The sequence below is a fragment of the Paracoccus salipaludis genome (assembly GCF_002287065.1).
In the GTDB taxonomy this organism is placed as follows: Bacteria; Pseudomonadota; Alphaproteobacteria; order Rhodobacterales; family Rhodobacteraceae; genus Paracoccus; species Paracoccus salipaludis.
Genome location: NZ_NSJZ01000006.1, coordinates 28,594 through 45,492, shown reverse-complemented (window position 1 = coordinate 45,492; position 16,899 = coordinate 28,594). Strand labels below are relative to the sequence as shown.

10 protein-coding genes, 1 pseudogene and 1 riboswitch are annotated in these 16,899 nt (G+C 70.5%); of the genes and pseudogenes, 7 read left to right on the top strand and 4 right to left on the bottom strand.

Annotated features, from left to right (window positions below; genetic code table 11):
• Positions 1-42: 42 nt before the first annotated feature.
• The gene (locus CK240_RS09135; RefSeq protein ID WP_167650005.1) at positions 43-2,667 is read left to right on the top strand and encodes a penicillin acylase family protein; all 2,625 of its coding nucleotides are present in this window, start codon (positions 43-45) and stop codon (positions 2,665-2,667) included.
• 105 nt (positions 2,668-2,772) lie between these two features.
• Here CK240_RS09135 and metK read toward each other — a convergent pair whose 3' ends face one another.
• From metK to CK240_RS09120, 3 genes and pseudogenes are all read right to left on the bottom strand, one after another.
• Positions 2,773-3,939: a methionine adenosyltransferase gene (metK, locus tag CK240_RS09130; protein WP_095640038.1), complete on the bottom strand. Its 1,167-nt coding sequence runs from the start codon at positions 3,937-3,939 to the stop codon at positions 2,773-2,775.
• A gap of 3 nt (positions 3,940-3,942) precedes the next feature.
• A riboswitch (SAM-SAH riboswitch) is annotated at positions 3,943-3,994 on the bottom strand.
• Between the two features lie 26 nt (positions 3,995-4,020).
• Positions 4,021-5,574: an apolipoprotein N-acyltransferase gene (lnt, locus tag CK240_RS09125; RefSeq protein WP_095640037.1), complete on the bottom strand. Its 1,554-nt coding sequence runs from the start codon at positions 5,572-5,574 to the stop codon at positions 4,021-4,023.
• 809 nt (positions 5,575-6,383) lie between these two features.
• Positions 6,384-7,919: pseudogene (locus CK240_RS09120) on the bottom strand (DEAD/DEAH box helicase); the annotation flags it as partial.
• Between the two features lie 263 nt (positions 7,920-8,182).
• Here CK240_RS09120 and argS point away from each other — a divergent pair.
• The 3 genes from argS (at position 8,183) to nagZ (ending at position 12,203) form a co-directional block, all read left to right on the top strand.
• Positions 8,183-9,928 carry an arginine--tRNA ligase gene (gene argS, locus CK240_RS09115; RefSeq protein ID WP_095640035.1) on the top strand — a complete coding sequence of 582 codons (1,746 nt, stop codon included), beginning with the start codon at positions 8,183-8,185 and terminating at the stop codon, positions 9,926-9,928.
• Between the two features lie 80 nt (positions 9,929-10,008).
• Positions 10,009-11,154, top strand: a complete 1,146-nt coding sequence (locus CK240_RS09110; RefSeq protein ID WP_095640034.1) for an SPOR domain-containing protein — start codon at positions 10,009-10,011, stop codon at positions 11,152-11,154.
• Positions 11,155-11,180: 26 nt separating this feature from the next.
• Positions 11,181-12,203 carry a beta-N-acetylhexosaminidase gene (gene nagZ, locus CK240_RS09105; RefSeq protein ID WP_095640149.1) on the top strand — a complete coding sequence of 341 codons (1,023 nt, stop codon included), beginning with the start codon at positions 11,181-11,183 and terminating at the stop codon, positions 12,201-12,203.
• 72 nt (positions 12,204-12,275) lie between these two features.
• Here the strand turns inward: nagZ and CK240_RS09100 are convergent, their stop codons facing one another.
• Positions 12,276-12,959 carry an HAD-IA family hydrolase gene (locus CK240_RS09100; RefSeq protein WP_167650004.1) on the bottom strand — a complete coding sequence of 228 codons (684 nt, stop codon included), beginning with the start codon at positions 12,957-12,959 and terminating at the stop codon, positions 12,276-12,278.
• 105 nt (positions 12,960-13,064) lie between these two features.
• On the opposite strand from CK240_RS09100, the gene glmU reads away from it, so the two are divergent.
• Genes glmU through CK240_RS09085 form a run of 3 tightly spaced genes read left to right on the top strand, consistent with a single transcriptional unit; the run spans position 13,065 to position 16,896 of the window.
• Positions 13,065-14,408 carry a bifunctional UDP-N-acetylglucosamine diphosphorylase/glucosamine-1-phosphate N-acetyltransferase GlmU gene (glmU, locus tag CK240_RS09095; RefSeq protein ID WP_095640147.1) on the top strand — a complete coding sequence of 448 codons (1,344 nt, stop codon included), beginning with the start codon at positions 13,065-13,067 and terminating at the stop codon, positions 14,406-14,408.
• Position 14,409: 1 nt separating this feature from the next.
• On the top strand, positions 14,410-16,227 hold the full coding sequence (gene glmS, locus CK240_RS09090) for a glutamine--fructose-6-phosphate transaminase (isomerizing) (protein ID WP_095640033.1): 1,818 nt from the start codon (positions 14,410-14,412) through the stop codon (positions 16,225-16,227).
• Positions 16,228-16,287: 60 nt separating this feature from the next.
• Positions 16,288-16,896 (top strand): phosphatase PAP2 family protein, encoded by a 609-nt coding sequence (locus tag CK240_RS09085; RefSeq protein WP_095640032.1) that lies wholly within the window; start codon positions 16,288-16,290, stop codon positions 16,894-16,896.
• The last annotated feature ends 3 nt before the right edge of the window (positions 16,897-16,899 follow it).

The following is a 16,899-nucleotide window of genomic DNA, read 5'->3' as shown; positions in this document are numbered from 1 at the left end:
CGGTCAACCGGCGGCCCTCGTTTTCAAGGACCTCCGCCCCTCATGCTCTCGCTGTTTCGCTGGCTGGTCCGGCTGACCATCGGCCTGATGATCGGCTTCGTCGGGGCGGCGGTGCTGGCCTGGTATTTCGCCGTCCGCTCGCTGCCGGACTATGACGCCCAACTGGCGTTGCCGGGGATCGAGCAGCGGGTCGAGATCGTCCGCACGACCGAGAACGTCCCCCACATCCTGGCCACGACCGATCACGACGCCTTCTTCGCGCTGGGATTTGCCCATGCGCAGGACCGCTTGTTCCAGATGGTCGTTCTGCGGCGCGCGGCGCAGGGGCGGCTGGCCGAGATGTTCGGCGAACGCGCCTATGCGGCCGACGACCTTTCCCGCCGGCTGGGGCTGTGGCGGAACGCCGAGGCGTCGCTGGAGGCACAGGACGAGCCGACCCGCGCCGCGCTGCAGGCCTATGCGGACGGGGTGAATGCCTGGGTCGAGCAGGTGAACAAGGGCGCCCTGGGACGAGGCGCGCCCGAGTTCTTCCTGCTGCCCGGCGACATCGCCTATTGGCAGCCTGCGGATTCGCTGGCGATCCTGAAGCTGGTGGCGGCAGGGGCCTCGGGGCAGGTCGCGGCCGAGGTGACGCGGGCGCGCGTCTCGCTGGCGGTGCCTGAGCGGGCAGGCGATCTGACGGGCGGCGTGGGCGAGCCGCCGCTGCCGCCCTATGCGTCGCTGTTCGGCGGGGGCGCGCGCTTCGTGACCCCGGCCGAGGAAGCGGCGCCGGACTGGTTCGCGTCGCTGGTGGGCTACGTGGGCGTGGGGCGCGGCGCCACCGCCAACGCCTTCGCCGCCGCGCCCGAGCGCACGGCCGCAGGCGCACCGCTGCTGGCCAACGACCCCCATGTCGCGCTGACGACGCCGTCGCTGTGGTACCTGGCGCGGATGGACCTGCAGGCGGGCAGCGTCATCGGCGGGACGATCCCCGGCATTCCCGCGATCCTGACGGGACGCAATCCCGGCCTTGCTTGGGGGCTGACGCCCGCCTGGGTGGACGACCAGGACATCGTGATGGAGGAGGTCCAGCCCGGCGCCCCCGACCGCTACCTGGCCGACGGGGGCTGGCGCGACTTTGCCACGCGGCAGGAGGTGATCCGCGTGCTGGACGCCGAGGACCGCCGCATCACCCTGCGCGAAAGCGACGCGGGCCCCGTCATTCCGCCTGCGCACCTGGGCCTGGCCGAGGTGACGCCCGCCGGCTACGTTCCCTCGCTGCGCTGGACCGGCCTGTCCGAACAGGACACGACCATGACCGCCCTGATCGCGTTGATGCAGTCCACCGATCGCGGACAGGCGCAGCGGGCCGTCGCCGGCATCGTGGCCCCGGCGGTCGAGGTCACGCTGGCAGATGCCAAGGGCGTGGCGCAGGTGCTGGCAGGAACGATCCCGCGCCGCCCGGCGGATCATCCCACGGGCGGCCGGATGCCTGCGCCGGGCCGCGACGCGCGCGCCCGCTGGCTCGAGCCGCTGCCATCCGACGCCCCGCTGCGCGTGACCTCACCCCTGCAGGGCATCGTGGCCGCCACTGGCGCCGAAACGGCGGTGGGTGCCGGAACGGCGCTGATCCCGCCGCCCGCCCAGCCAACGGTGCCGGCCGCCGGGGTGGCGGTGGTTCCGATCGCGGCGGGCGTTCCCTCGCAGGAGCCGCAGGCCGGCCCTGCCGGGAGCGCGGCCGGTTCCGATGCCGCGACGCCCGAGATCGCGCCCCCGGTCCCCGAAAGCCTCGGCCATGACCGCGACGATCCGCTGCGGCTGTCGCGGCTGTCGCGCCTGCTGGCCCTGCGCGAGATCCACTCGCGCGACAGCTTCATCGATGCGCAGCTCGACACCGTCAGCCCGGCGGCCCGCGCGCTTCTGCCGCTGGTGGGGGCGAACCTGTGGTTCACGGGCGAGCCCGCCGCCCCGGGCACGCCCGAGCGGCAGCGGCAGGACGCCCTGGCGCTGCTGGCCGAATGGGACGGCAACATGGGCGAGCATCTGCCCGAGCCGCTGATCTATTCCGCCTGGATGCGCCGCCTTCAGGAACGGCTGACGCATGACGAGCTTGGCGGTCTGGCGACCCAACTGGCGGGTCGCCTGCGCCCCGCCTTCATCGAGCGTGTCTTCCGCAATACCGACGGTGCCGCCGCCTGGTGCGACGTGGTCCAGTCGGCCCCGGTCGAGGACTGCGCCACCATTGCCCGGCAGGCGCTGGACGCGGCCCTGATCGACCTTTCGGCGCGCTTCGGCCCGGATGTCGAAAGCTGGCGCTGGGGCGATGCGCATGTCGCGCGCCACGACCATCCCGCACTGGGGCGGATGCCGATCCTGAACTGGGTCGTCAGCCTGGTGCAACCCACCTCGGGCGACGGCTCCAGCATCGCGCGCGCACCGGTTCTGGGCGCCGAGGAAAACCCCTGGGCCGCCGTCGGAGGCGCGGGTTATCGCGGCGTCTATGATCTTGCGGACCCGGACAGCTCGGTCTTCGTGATCGCCACGGGACAGTCCGGGCATCCCCTGTCGCGCCATTACGACGACCTGTCCGAACGCTGGCGGCGCGGCGAATACGTGACGATGTCGCTGGACCCGACGCTTGCCCGCGCGGGCGCACGGGGGATCACGGTGCTGTCCCCGGCCGAGTAGAAGGAAGCCCCCGCATGCCGGGATGGCCCGGCATCGGCGGCCCGGGACGGAAAAAGGCCCGCGCGGATGTTTCCGGCGGGCCTTTCTGCTGACGTTCCGAGGGGATCAGACGGCCTTCTTCAAAGCCTCGACCAGGTCCGTGCGTTCCCAGCTGAAACCGCCGTCCGCTTCGGGCTTGCGGCCGAAATGGCCATAGGCCGCGGTGCGGCGATAGATCGGCTTGCACAGGTCCAGCTGGTCGCGGATGCCCTGGGGCGTCAGCTCCATGACCTCGGCCACGGCCTTCTCGATCTGCGCGTCGGGCACCTTCCCGGTGCCGAAGGTGTCGGCATAGATGGACAGGGGCCGCGCCACGCCAATGGCATAGCTCAGCTGGATCACGCAGCGATCGGCAAGGCCCGCCGCCACGACGTTCTTCGCCAGGTAGCGCGCCGCATAGGCGGCCGAGCGGTCGACCTTGGTCGGGTCCTTGCCCGAGAAGGCGCCGCCGCCATGCGGTGCCGCGCCGCCATAGGTGTCCACGATGATCTTGCGCCCCGTCAGTCCCGCGTCCCCGTCAGGGCCGCCGATGACGAACTTGCCGGTCGGATTGACGTGCCAGACCGTGTTCCCGGTCAGCCAGCCCTGCGGCAGCACCTCGCGCACATAGGGTTCCACGATGGCGCGGATGTCGTCCGAGGTCTGCGCCTCGTCCTTGTGCTGGTGGCTGACGACGATCTGCGTGACCTCGACGGGCTTGCCGTCCTCGTAGCGCAGGGACAGCTGCGACTTGGCATCGGGGCCGAGCGTCGGTTCCGCGCCTGACTTCCGGGCCTCGGCCAGACGGCGCAGGATCGCGTGCGAATACTGGATCGGCGCGGGCATCAGCTCGGGCGTCTCGTTCACGGCATAGCCGAACATGATCCCTTGGTCGCCGGCGCCGCCGTTGCCCACGCCCTGCCAGATATGGGCCGACTGCTGGTGCAGGAAGTTCAGCACGTGGCAGGTGTTCCAGTGGAACTTCTCCTGCTCGTAGCCGATGTCGCGGATCACGGCGCGGGCGATCTCGGGCACGTCGCCCATCACCTGCGCCAGCCGGGCCTCGTCCTTGAGGCCGATCTCGCCGCCGATCACGACCGTCGCGGTGGTGGCGAAGGCCTCGCAGGCGACGCGGGCGGCGGGTTCCTCGGCCAGCAGCGCGTCAAGAACCGCGTCAGAAATCTGGTCGCACAGTTTATCAGGATGCCCTTCCGAGACGGACTCGGAGGTGAAGACGTAGTTCTGACGGGACATGATCGCTCCATTGGGTTCAAGACCGCGCCACGCCAGGAAGCCGTTGTGGGGGTCAGGAACTGGCCTACGCGAGTGGCCCTTTCACGTCAATGTCTTGCGCCTGCGGCCAAATGCCAGCACAGCCAGCGCCGCGGCCATCAGCCCCAGCATCGGCGCATCGCCCCAGCGCCACCACAGCGTCGGGGGCAGGGCGCCGGGCAGGCGTGCATCGATCACGCCCGCCTGGTTCAGCGGCAGGGTGGCGCGGATGCGGCCCTGCGCGTCGATGGCCGCCGAGACACCGGTGTTGGCCGCGCGCAGGACCGGCAGCCCCGACTGCATCGCCCGCAGCCGCGCCTGCGCGAGGTGCTGGTAGGGGCCCGACCAGGTGCCGAACCAGGCGTCGTTGGTGATCTGCAGGATCCAGGCCGGGCGTTCGGCGCGGATCAGGTGGCGCTCGAAGATCGCCTCGTAGCAGATCATCGGCTGGAAGGGGGGCAGTCCCTCCAGCTTCAGGACCTGCGGACCGGGGCCCGAGCTGTAGCCGTTGCCATGTTGCGCCGCGAAGGCGGTGATGCCGAAGCGCGCCAGCGCATCGCCCCAGGGGATGTATTCGCCAAAGGGAACCAGGTGGAACTTGTCGTAAACCGTTCCGATGCGGGCATCGGCGGTGAATTCGGCCAGGCTGTTGAACCAGGCGGCGCCCTCGCTGCGCTGGATGCCGGTGATCGTGGGCGCGCCCGAGGACAGCGCAATGTCGGCCAGCACGGGCCCGGCGTCCTCCAGCAGGAAGGGCACGGCCGTTTCGGGCCAGACCACCGCGTCGGGGAAGCCGATCCCCATTTCCGGCTTCAGCGGCAGGGCCGAGAGCTCCGTCAGGCGCTGGTAGAAGACGGGCGCCCACTCGGGGCTCCACTTGAGGGTCTGGTCGGCGTTCGGCTGCACAAGGCGGATGATCTCGGGCCGGTCAGGCGGCAGCGGCTGGTCCAGCCGGGCGAGCCCCGCAAACCATGCGGCGGCGACCAGCATGGCCGCGCTGGCCAGCCCGTGCAGGGGGCGGCGATCTGCCGCGCCAAGGGCAAGCAGCAGCGCCGCCGCCAGCGTCAGCGCCGAAAGACCCATCGCCCCGAACCAGGCGGCAAGTTGCCCCGCTGGCGTGTCGATCCACACATGGCCCGTCAAAGCCCAGGGAAAGCCGGTGAAGATCCAGCCTCGCAGCCAGTCCGAGATCAGGAGGGCCAGCGCGACCGCGCCGAGGCGGCTGCGCGCGTCCCAGCCCAGCCGATGCGCGGCCCAGGACGGAATGGCCCAGAACAGCCCGCCGCCCGCCGCCGTCAGCACGAGGGCAAAGGGGGACATCCAGCCATAGATCTCGGCTTCCACAAGGAAGGGCTGGATGATCCAGAACAGCGCCAGCGCGAAATGCCCGGTGCCGATGACCAGCGCCTGCAGCGCGGCGGCGCGGGCCGAGGGCGCCCGGCCCACGCGCCACAGCGTTGCCGCCAGCGCCAGCACCGTCAGCGGCCACAGCCCCCAAGGGGCCTGGCCCAGGGCGGCGGCAAGGCCGATGGTGATATCCGCCGCGATCCAGCCGAGCGCGCCGCGCCGGGCGAGGCGCGGCCGCGGGGGGGCAAGCGACGCCTCGGCCGGGCGCATGGCCGGGATCAGGCGCCTTCGGCGCCGTTCACCGCGACGGCGGGCTCGGCGTCCCGCGCGGCATCAGCCTCGGCCTCGGTGCCGGAACGGTCGTCCCCGGCCACGGGCAGGGCAGCGTCCGCCTGGGCGTGATCGTTGCGCTCGGCGGCTGCGTCCGGTTCGGAACGGTCGTCCTGGGGGACATCCGCCTCGATCCCGGCAACGGCCTCCGACGCGGATTCCGGGGCGCCGGCGCGGGTTGCCTCGCTGCCCTCCGCCGCCTGAGCGGCAGTTTCGCCCGCGGAAGCCGTGGCCTCGTCCGCCTGAGCGGCCGCGGCATCGGCGCCGCCGCTTTCGGCCTCGGACCCGGCGGGAGCTTGCGGCATCGCGTTCCCGTCCGCCTCAGGTGCCACCGGCTCGGCCTGAGCGGCCTCGACGGCGCTTTCCTTTGCCTCCTTGGCGGGGGACTTGCGGCGCGTGCGGGTCGTGCGCTTCTTGGCGGCAGGCTTCTCGGCCTGCGCTTCGGGCGCGGGCTCTGCAGCAGCCTCGACCTCGGCCACCGCCGCATCGCCCGAAGGCGCAGCCTCAGCCTGTCCGGCAACCGTCTCGGCCTCCGCCACCGCGCGGGTCGAGCGGCTGCGGCGCGTACGGGTCCGCTTCTGGGGCGCTTCAGCCTCGGGGGCCTCGGCCTGCGGGGTTTCGGCAACGGCAACGGCAACAGGTTCCGCTGCGGGCGCTTCGGCCTTCGGCTCGTCGCGCGCAGGCTCGAGCGGCGCGGGCTTGTTGGCGTTCGCGGCCATGCGCGCTTCGGTCACGGCCAACGCGTCGCTGAAGCTGGTCAGCAGGAAGTCGGGAGTGTGGTCGCCCATGCCGACCACCGAGGGCCCCCGGTCGCGGTCGCGATAACGCTCGCGCCGGTCGTCGCGGCGGTCATCACGCCCGTTGTCACGGCGCTCATCGCGGCGTTCGGACGGACGCTCCTGGCGTTCCTCGGCGCGACCATTGCGTGCGGCGCCGCCATTCGACGCGCGCGGCTCGGGGGCACGTTCGGACGTGCGCTTTTCCTCGACGACCACCTCGGCTGCCTCCACCGGTTCTTTCACGGATTCCTCGCGCAGCGGACTGCGGCGCGAACGGGTGCGGGTCGGCGCGCCGCGCGAATTGCCGCGCTCGGACGCAGGCCGCGGCGGCTTCTGCGCCGCATCGGACAGGCGGAAACCTTCGGGCGCACTGGCGCGGGGCAGGGTCTGCTTCACCAGGTTCTCGATGGCGGAAAGGTACTTCTCGTCCGACGGCGTGGCGATCGAGATGGCCGTTCCCTCGCGCCCGGCACGGCCGGTGCGGCCGATGCGGTGGACATAGTCCTCGGCATGGCTGGGCAGGTCGAAGTTGAAGACATGGCTGACCGCCGGAATGTCGAGCCCGCGCGCAGCCACGTCCGAGGCCACGAGGAAGCGCAGCGTGCCTTCGCGGAAGCCGTCCAGCGTGGCCATGCGGACGCGCTGGTCCAGGTCGCCGTGGATGGGCGCCGCGTCATAGCCATGCGCCTTCAGCGACTTGGCGACGATGTCCACGTCCGTCTTGCGGTTGCAGAAGATGATGGCGTTCTTCAGCCCCTCTCCTTCCGAGTCGATCAGCGCGCGCAGCAGCTCGCGCTTCTGCTTGGCGGTCTGGTCCCTGCGGGTGGGGGTCAGTTCCACCAGCCGCTGGGTGATCGTCTCGCTGGTCGTGGCCTGGCGCGCGACCTCGATCCGCTCGGGCGCGTGCAGGAAGGTGTCGGTGATCCGCTCGATCTCGGGCGCCATGGTGGCCGAGAAGAACAGCGTCTGCCGGGTGAAGGGGGTCAGCTGGAAGATCCGCTCGATGTCGGGGATGAAGCCCATGTCCAGCATCCGGTCGGCCTCGTCCACGACCATGATCTGCACGCCCGTCAGCAGCAGCTTGCCGCGCTCGAAGTGGTCGAGAAGGCGGCCGGGCGTCGCGATCAGCACGTCCACGCCGCGGTCGATCAGCTTGTCCTGCTCGCCGAAGGACACGCCGCCGATCAGCAGCGCCTTGGTCAGCTTGGTGTGCTTGGCATAGGTGTCGAAGTTCTCGGCCACCTGCGCGGCCAGTTCCCGCGTCGGCGCCAGCACGAGGCTGCGCGGCATCCGCGCCCGCGCCCGGCCGCGCCCCAGCAGGGTGATCATCGGCAGGGTGAAGCTGGCGGTCTTGCCGGTGCCGGTCTGGGCGATGCCCAGCACGTCGCGGCCTTCCAGCGCCGGGGGAATGGCGCCCGCCTGGATGGGGGTAGGGGTCTCATAGCCCGCTTCGGCAATCGCCTGCAGAACCTTGGGGTCGAGCTTGAGATCGGAGAATTTCGTCATCGGGGTCTTTCGAAAGGAGGTGTCGCTGTCCGACGCGCGAAATCGCGCGATAAGCGGGACGCGGCCTTCCATGCGCCCCTCGGTCGCCCGCCGGATGCGGGCCCCGCGCCCCTACAGCAGAACGTGCCGCAGGTCAATGAAAAGCGCGTGCAGATGAAGGTGGGAGCGCCCCGCAACCGTTTCAAGTTGCGCCGGAACATCGCGCCCTTGGTTGCGGCGGACCGGCCGCTTCGCTATCGCAGGGTGGACAGGATGAGAGAGACATGAACATCTTCGCAGACATCCGCGCCCTGGTGATCCGCGCGCTGACCGACCTGACCGAAGCGGGCCAATTGCCCGGCAACCTCGATTTCACCGCCGTCGCGGTCGAGCCTCCGCGCGACGCCGCCCATGGCGACATGGCCACGAATGCCGCGATGGTGCTGGCCAAGCCCGCGGGCATGAAGCCGCGCGAGATCGCCGACCTGCTGGCCGCCCGCCTGACGGGCGATCCCCGCGTCGCAAGCGCCGAGGTCGCGGGGCCGGGCTTCCTGAACCTGCGCCTTGCCCCCGGCATCTGGGCCGAGGTGCTGCGCGCGGCACTCTCTGCCCCCGAAAGCTATGGCCGCGTCCCGGCCGGGCAGGGCGAAAGGATCAACGTCGAGTTCGTCAGCGCCAACCCCACCGGGCCGATGCACGTCGGCCATATGCGCGGCGCGGTCTTCGGCGACGCCCTGGCGAACCTTTTGCAGTTCGCGGGCGAGGACGTCACCCGCGAATACTACATCAACGACGGCGGGGCGCAGGTCGACGTGCTGGCGCGCTCGGCTTACGAACGCTACCGCGAGGCGCACGGGCTGGAGCCCCAGATCGTCGAGGGCCTTTATCCCGGCGACTACCTGATCCCCGTGGGCGAGGCGCTGAAGGCGCGCTATGGCGACAGCCTGCTCGACAAGCCGGAATCGGAGTGGCTGGCCGAGGTCCGCGAGTTCGCCACCGACGCCATGATGCAGATGATCCGCGAAGACCTGGACCTGCTGGGCGTCCGCATGGATGTCTATTCCTCGGAAAAGGCGCTTTACGGCACCGGCCGGATCGAGGCCGCCATTGACCGCCTGCGCGCCGAGGGCCTGATCTACGAGGGCGTGCTTGAACCTCCGAAGGGCAAGACCCCCGAGGACTGGGAGCCGCGCGAGCAGACGCTGTTCCGCTCGACCGCGCATGGCGACGACGTGGACCGGCCGGTCAAGAAGTCGGACGGCTCCTGGACCTATTTCGCCCCCGACATCGCCTATCACTGGGACAAGATCGACCGCGGCTATGACGCGCTGATCGACATCTTCGGCGCCGACCACGGCGGCTATGTCAAGCGGATGCAGGCGGCGGTTTCGGCCCTGTCGGGCGGGCGCGTGCCGCTGGACGTCAAGCTGATCCAGCTGGTCAAGCTGTTCAAGAACGGCGAGCCCTTCAAGATGTCCAAGCGCGCGGGCACCTTTGTCACCCTGCGCGACGTGGTGGAACAGGCGGGCCGCGACGTCACCCGGTTCCACATGCTCACGCGCAAGAACGACGCGGCGCTGGACTTCGACTTCGACAAGGTGCTGGAACAGTCCAAGGACAATCCCGTCTGGTACGTCCAGTACGCCAGCGCCCGCATCAACAGCGTGCTGCGCCGGGCCGAGGAGATGGGCGCGGACATTTCCGACACGGCGCTGGCGCAGGCGGACCTCGCTTCCCTGGATCATCCGGCGCAACTGGCGCTGGCCCGCCGCATCTCGGAATGGCCCCGCACGGTGGAAATCGCGGCCCGCGCGCATGAGCCGCACCGGATCGCCTTCTTCCTCTACGACCTCGCCTCGGACCTGCACGCGTTGTGGAATCGCGGCAACGACGAGACCACGCTGCGTTTCGTCCAGGATGGTGACATCGCCGCAACATCGGCGAAAATTGCACTTGCCCGTGCGGTCGGCGTTGTCATTTCAGCGGGTTTGGGTATCTTGGGCGTCACTCCGGCAAAGGAAATGCGCTGACCAAGACGCACCCGGCCAAGGAGTGACGAGCGGTCAACGAAAGCCGGGCCATAACCGGTGGACAGGCAGGACAGGATACGATGACGGTGGTGGATTTCCGCTCCGGCGGGTACGACGACTCGCGCGGGTCTTACGGGCACGGCGACACGGACATTCCCTACAGGGCGCATGACTGGCACGCCGAGGACTGGGACGAGGCGCGCTTCGAGGCCCAGCCGGACGTCGGCCGCCTGTCCGATCGAACCGGCGTCCTTGGCCGCGTCGCGCGGCTGACCCACTATCTCGGCGCGCTGGTTTCGGTCGTGCTGATGTTCGCCCTGGCCGTCTGGGGCTATCAGCTGGTCGTCCGCGACGTGTCGGGTGTCCCCGTCATCCGCGCGGTCGAGGGCGAGGCCCGGATCGCGCCCCAGGAACCCGGCGGGATGCTGTCGGACCGCGAAGGCCTGGCCGTCAACGACGTCGCCGCCGGCACCGAAAGCGCCCCGGTCGAGCGTGTCGCCATCGCTCCGGCGCCCACCGCGCTGGACGGGCAGGATGTGGCCATGGGCGAGCTTGGCGCCACCGCGCGCGAGCCTGCCACCATCGACGAGGTCGTCGAACCCGCCGGTGCCCCGGCCATCGCCATGACCGACGCCGAAACCGCGCGGCAGGCCGTCCTGGAAGCCGAGGCCGAGGCCGCCGCCATGGCCACGGGCGTGCCCGCCGTGGCACCCGGCGAGGCCGACAGCGTCTCGATCGCCGAAGCCGTCACGGACACGAACGGCCAGCCTGCGATGGATACCGCCATCACCGCGGCCCTGGCCGAGGCGGGCGCCGCCCCCGCTGTCGCCGACGCCAGCCGTCCGCTGCCGCGTCCGCGCCGCATCGCCGCGGTGGCCCCGTCCGTCGCCGAGCCTGCCGCAGCCGAGACCGTTGTCACCGACGCCGCGCCTGCTGCCGAGGCGCCTGTTGAGACCCCGGCGGTGAAGGTCGCCTCGGGTGCGCCCCTGGTCCAGATCGGCGCCTTCGACAGCGGCGCCATCGCCGAAAGCGAGTGGAGCCGGATCTCGGGCCGCTACGGTGACCTGTTCGCGGGCAAGGCCCCGGTGGTCCAGCCGCACAAGGCGGGCGGCCGCACCTTCTATCGCCTGCGCATCGCCGGCTTCGAATCCCGCGACGAGGCGCGCAAGTTCTGCGCCGCCCTGATCGCTGCCGGCAACGACTGCATCCCCGCAGCGGCGCAGTGACCGGCACGACGGCTCCTGGCCCCGCGATCACGACAGCCCCGTCCGTCCAGGCCGGGGCTTCGTCGTCCGCAAACCACGGCGCGACGATCCTCGGGGTCGAGGGCCTGTCGCTTTCGCCCGACGAGCGCGCCTTCCTGCGCGAGGCGGACCCCTGGGGCTTCATCCTCTTCGCCCGCAATGTGGACAATCCCGACCAGCTGCGGCGCCTGACCTCGGATCTGCGCGCGGCGGTGGGCCGGGACGCGATGGTGATGGTCGATCAGGAAGGCGGCCGCGTCCAGCGCCTGCGCCCGCCGCACTGGACCGATTGGCCCGCCGCCATGGACAGCGCCGCCGACGGTGCCCACGCCGTGCGCCTGCGGCACCGCCTGATGGGGCAGGAACTGCGCGCCGTGGGCATCGACGCGGATGCCGCGCCCTGCCTCGATGTCGCGGACGAGGCGACCCATCCCTTTCTGCGCAACCGCTGTTTCGGCACGGATGCCGAAACCGTGGCCCTGATGGGCCGGGCAGCGGCAGAGGGGCTGCTGGCTGCCGGAGTGCTGCCCATCGTCAAGCACATGCCCGGACACGGCCGGACGCGGGTGGACAGCCACCATGACCTGCCGGTGCTGGACATGGCGGTGGACGACCTCGACGGCAGCGACTTTGCCCCCTTCCGCGCGCTGAACGACCTGCCCCTGGGGATGACCGCGCATATCCGGCTGACGCAACTGGACGACCGCCCCGCGACAGCCTCGCCCGCCGTGATCCGGCTGATCCGAGAGCGCATCGGCTTCCGGGGCCTGCTCATGAGCGATGACATCGGCATGAACGCGCTGAGCGGCACCCCCGCCGAGCGCGCCGGCGCCGCAATCGCCGCGGGCTGCGATCTGGTGCTGGCCTGCAATCTCACCCGTGCCGAGTTCGCCCAGGTCGTCGAGGCCGCCGCCCGCATGAGCCCCGAGGCGCAGGCCCGCGCCGATGCAGCGCTGGCCCGCCGGGGCGCGCCCGATCAGGCCGACGCCGCCGGCCTGCGTGCCGAACTCGCCGCGCTTCTCGCTGGCTGAGGCCCGGAAGGCTTCTTCTTCGCCCAAATATCCCGGGGTGAGCGCCGCAGGCGCGAGGGGCGGCGCCCCTCGCTACGCCAGCCACTCCCGCGCGAGCGCTGGCAGGTCCGCGAACCGGTCCAGCACATGATCCGGCGCAAGCCGCGAGATGCCTGCGCCTTCCGGTCCGAAGCCGATCAGGGACACGCGCACGCCCGCAGCCCGTGCAGTCTTCACGTCCGTCTCGGTATCGCCCAGCAGGAAGGACCGGGCGACCTCTCCGCCTGCCTGCGCGACAGCGGCGCGATAGGGTCGCGGGTCGGGCTTGCGGACGGGCAGGCTGTCCGCCGCGATCATGCCCTTGAAATGTTCACGCACATTCAAGGCTGACAGGAGTTTCTCGGCCAGCGTCAATGGCTTGTTCGTGCAGACCGCCAGCTGGAAGCCGTCTGCGGCCAAGGCGTGCAGCGCAGCCTCGACCCCGTCGTAAAGCCGGGTGCTGTCGGCCAGACAGTCGTCGTAAAAGGACAGCAGCCGGGGGAAGTCCACCTCCTCGGCGTCCGGCGGCAGCAGCGTGTCGGCGGGCACCCTCGCATAGCCCGCGCGCAGCATGGCGCGGCCCCCGTGGAACGCGATGCCCGCATCGGCGGCCGGGTCTAGCAGCCGCCCCAAGGCACGGCTTTCGAAACAGGCGTTGGCGGCGGCGATCAGGTCCGCTGCGGTGTCGGCCAGCGTGCCGTCCAGATCAAAGACCACCGTGCCGCGATCCATGCCCATGTTCCGTAACCTTTCGACAAATTCTGTGACCGGGCGCACCCTTCCGTCTTGCAGCGCGCCTAGCTAGAACACGGGCAAAGATCAATGAACGGGCGGGACAGGCGGATGACGGATCAGGCGGTGGCGCTGGTGGTGCTGGCGGCGGGGCAGGGCAGCCGGATGCTGTCGGACCTGCCCAAGGTGCTGCACCGGCTCGGGGGCGTGCCGCTGGTGGGCCATGCGCTGGCCGCAGGCCGCAGCCTTGATCCAGAACGGGTAATCGTCGTCGCGGGACATGGCGCCGATGCGGTCGGGAAGGCGGTCGCGAAGCTGGACCCCGAGGCGCAGATCGCGCTGCAGGAACAGCAGCTCGGGACGGGCCATGCCGTCGCGCAGGCCCTGCCGCTGTTGGACGGTTTCGAGGGCAAGGTCGTGGTGCTGTACGGCGACACGCCCTTCATCGGCGCGGATACGCTCGCCGCGCTGGTCAGCCATCCGGCGGACGTGGTCGTTCTGGGCTTCGAGGCCGCCGATCCGGGCCGTTACGGCCGCCTGGTGGTGCGGGGCGACAAGCTGGACCGCATCGTCGAGTACAAGGACGCCGACGAGGCGACGCGGGCCATCGCGCTCTGCAACTCGGGCGTGATGGCGGCCGACGCGGGGCTGCTGCGGGACCTCGTGGGCCGCCTGGGCAACGAAAATGCCGCGGGGGAATACTACCTGACCGATGTCGTGGGTCTGGCGCGTCAGGAAGGCCGCAGCGCCGCCGTCGTCACCTGCGACGAGGCCGAGACGCTCGGCATCAACACGCGGACCGAGCTGGCCGCCGCCGAGGCCGCGTTCCAGGCCCGTCGCCGAGACGAGATGCTCGAGAACGGCGTGACGATGGCCGACCCCGCGACGGTCTGGTTTTCGCTCGACACCTTCATCGGCCGCGACGCGATCCTTGGGCAAAACGTGGTCTTCGGCCCCGGCGTCACCGTCGAAAGCGGGGCCGAGATCCTGCCCTTCTGCCATCTCGAGGGCTGCCACGTCAGCGCCGGCGCGACTGTCGGTCCCTTCACCCGCCTGCGGCCCGGGGCGGAACTGGGCGGCGATGTCCATGTCGGGAACTTCGTCGAGATCAAGAACTCGGTGCTGGCCGAGGGGGTGAAGGTCGGCCACCTGACCTACCTTGGCGATGCCGAGGTGGGCGAGCGCACGAACATCGGCGCGGGCACCGTCACCTGCAACTATGACGGCGTCGGCAAGCACCGCACGGTGATCGGGGCCGAGGCCTTCATCGGCTCGGACACGATGCTGGTCGCGCCGGTCAAGGTCGGCAACCGGGCCATGACGGGCTCGGGGTCGGTCATCACCCAGGACGTGCCGGACGAGGCACTGGGGCTGGGCCGCGCCCGCCAGGTGACCAAGGCGGGGCTGGCGAAACGGATCATGCAGGCGCTGCGGGCGGCGAAGGGAAAAGCGTAAGATGTGCGGAATCATCGGGATACTGGGCAAGAACCAGGTGGCGCCGCAACTGGTCGAGGCGCTGAAACGGCTGGAATACCGCGGCTATGACAGCGCGGGCGTGGCGACCGTGGACGGCGAGGGCCGGCTGGACCGCCGCCGCGCCGTCGGCAAGCTGGTGAACCTGTCCGACCTGCTGGTGCTGGACCCGCTGGAAGGCCGGGCAGGGATCGGACATACCCGTTGGGCCACCCACGGTGCCGCCACCCAGGGCAATGCGCACCCCCACCGGCATGGCCCGGTGGCGGTTGTTCACAACGGCATCATCGAGAATTTCCGCGAACTGCGCACCTGCCTCGCCGCCAACGGCATCGCCGCCCAGACCGAAACCGACACCGAAACCGTGGCCCTGCTTACCGGGCTGCACATGGCGCAGGGGATGGACCCGGTGCAGGCCGTGCGCGCGACGCTGGCGCGGCTGCAGGGGGCCTTTGCCCTGGCCTTCCTGTTCGAAGGCGAGGGCGACCTGATGATCGGTGCCCGCAAGGGCAGCCCACTGGCGCTGGGGCACGGGGACGGCGAGATGTTCCTCGGCTCGGACGCCATCGCGCTGGCGCCCTTTACCGACCGCATCACCTATCTGGAAGACGGCGATCACGTCGTCATCACGCGTGACGGCGCGGCGATCTTCGACGCGGAGGGACAGCAGACCAACCGCGAAACGGCGCGGATCGACGTGGGTGCGACCGCCATCGACAAGGGCGGCTACCGGCACTTCATGGCGAAGGAGATTGCCCAGCAGCCGGTCGTCCTTGGCGACGCGCTGAGCCACTACATCAAGGACGGGCGGATCGTGCTGCCCGAGGCGGTCGATTTCCGCGACGTGGACCGGCTGACGCTGGTCGGCTGCGGCACCGCCTATTACGCGGCCTATGTGGCTAAATACTGGTTCGAGCGGCTGGCGGGCCTGCCCTGCGACGTCGATGTGGCGTCCGAGTTCCGTTACCGCGAGCCGCCCCTGTCGCCCCGCAGTTGGGCCCTTTTCGTCAGCCAGTCGGGCGAGACGGCGGACACGCTGGCCGCGCTGCATTACTGCAAGGACAAGGTGGCCAAGACGGTGGGCGTGGTGAACGTCGGCACCTCGGCCATCGCGCGGGATGCGGACATCGCCCTGCCAATCCTGGCGGGGGTCGAGGTGGGCGTCGCCTCGACCAAGGCCTTCACCTGCCAGTTGGCAGTGCTGGCCGTGCTGGCGCTGAAGGCCGCCGCCGACCGCGGCGTGATGTCCCCGGCGGAACTCTCGGCGCAGATCCGGGATCTGACCTCGGTCCCCTCGCTGGTCAGCCAGGCCGTCGGTGCCGGCGATGACTGCCGCCGCTTGGCCGACTGGCTGTCCGAAGCGCAGGACGTGCTGTTCCTCGGCCGCGGGGCGCTGTTCCCGATCGCGCTGGAAGGCGCGTTGAAACTGAAGGAAATCAGCTACATCCACGCGGAAGGTTATGCGTCGGGTGAACTCAAGCACGGACCCATCGCGCTGATCGACCGCAACGTGCCCGTGGTGGTGATCGCGCCCACCGACCCGCTGTTCGACAAGACCGTGTCGAACATGCAGGAGGTCATGGCGCGTCACGGTCAGGTGCTGCTGGTGTCCGACGCCGAGGGAGTCGAGGCGGGCGGCGAGGGCGCCCATGCGGTGCTGACGATGCCCTCGGGCGGCGGCGCCTTTGCCCCGATCATCTACGCAATCCCGATGCAGTTCCTCGCCTATCACACGGCGTTCGCCAAGGGGACGGACGTGGACCAGCCCCGTAACCTCGCCAAGTCGGTGACAGTCGAGTGATCGCCGCCTGATTCCGGCGGGCGTGCGGCAACCTTTGCACGCCGGCCGGGTTCATCCGGCATGAGCGACACGATCATCGACACGATCCACGAGGCCGACGTCGCCCTGTCCGTCGAGGCGGGGCAACTGCGCGACCATCCTGCTGTCGAAGCCCTGGGCTTTCTCAGCGAGATCAGCGACCAGCCTCCGGCCTTCACGCTGGCGGCAGCGGCGACCGTCGCGGGACTTCTGACCCGCCAGCCGCGGCTTGCCGAAGGGGGGGCGAGGGCGCTTGCCTCGCTATGGCTCGCCACGCAGATCAAGGGGCGGATCAAGTCGGCAGTCGTGCGCACCCGTCCCAACAAGCTGCTGGACGAGGGGCATTACGAAACCGGCCTCAACGGCCCGGACGAGCATGACTTCAATTCCTTCCCCTCCGGCCATACCGCCGATGCGGTTGCGGGTGCCCGCGCCATCGGCCGCGTGGCGCCGGGCGCCCAAGGCGCGCTGCTTGCGGCGGCAGGCGTGGTCGGGCTTGTCCAGGTGCCGCGCGCCAAGCACCACCTGACGGATGTCGTGGCCGGGGCCATGGTCGGGCTGGTGGCCGAGGCGGCGGTCGATGCCGTCTTCACGGCGGTGCGCGCGCGTCCCCGGCTGCGCGTCGCCCTTCACAAGCGGGACGCGGACTGACAC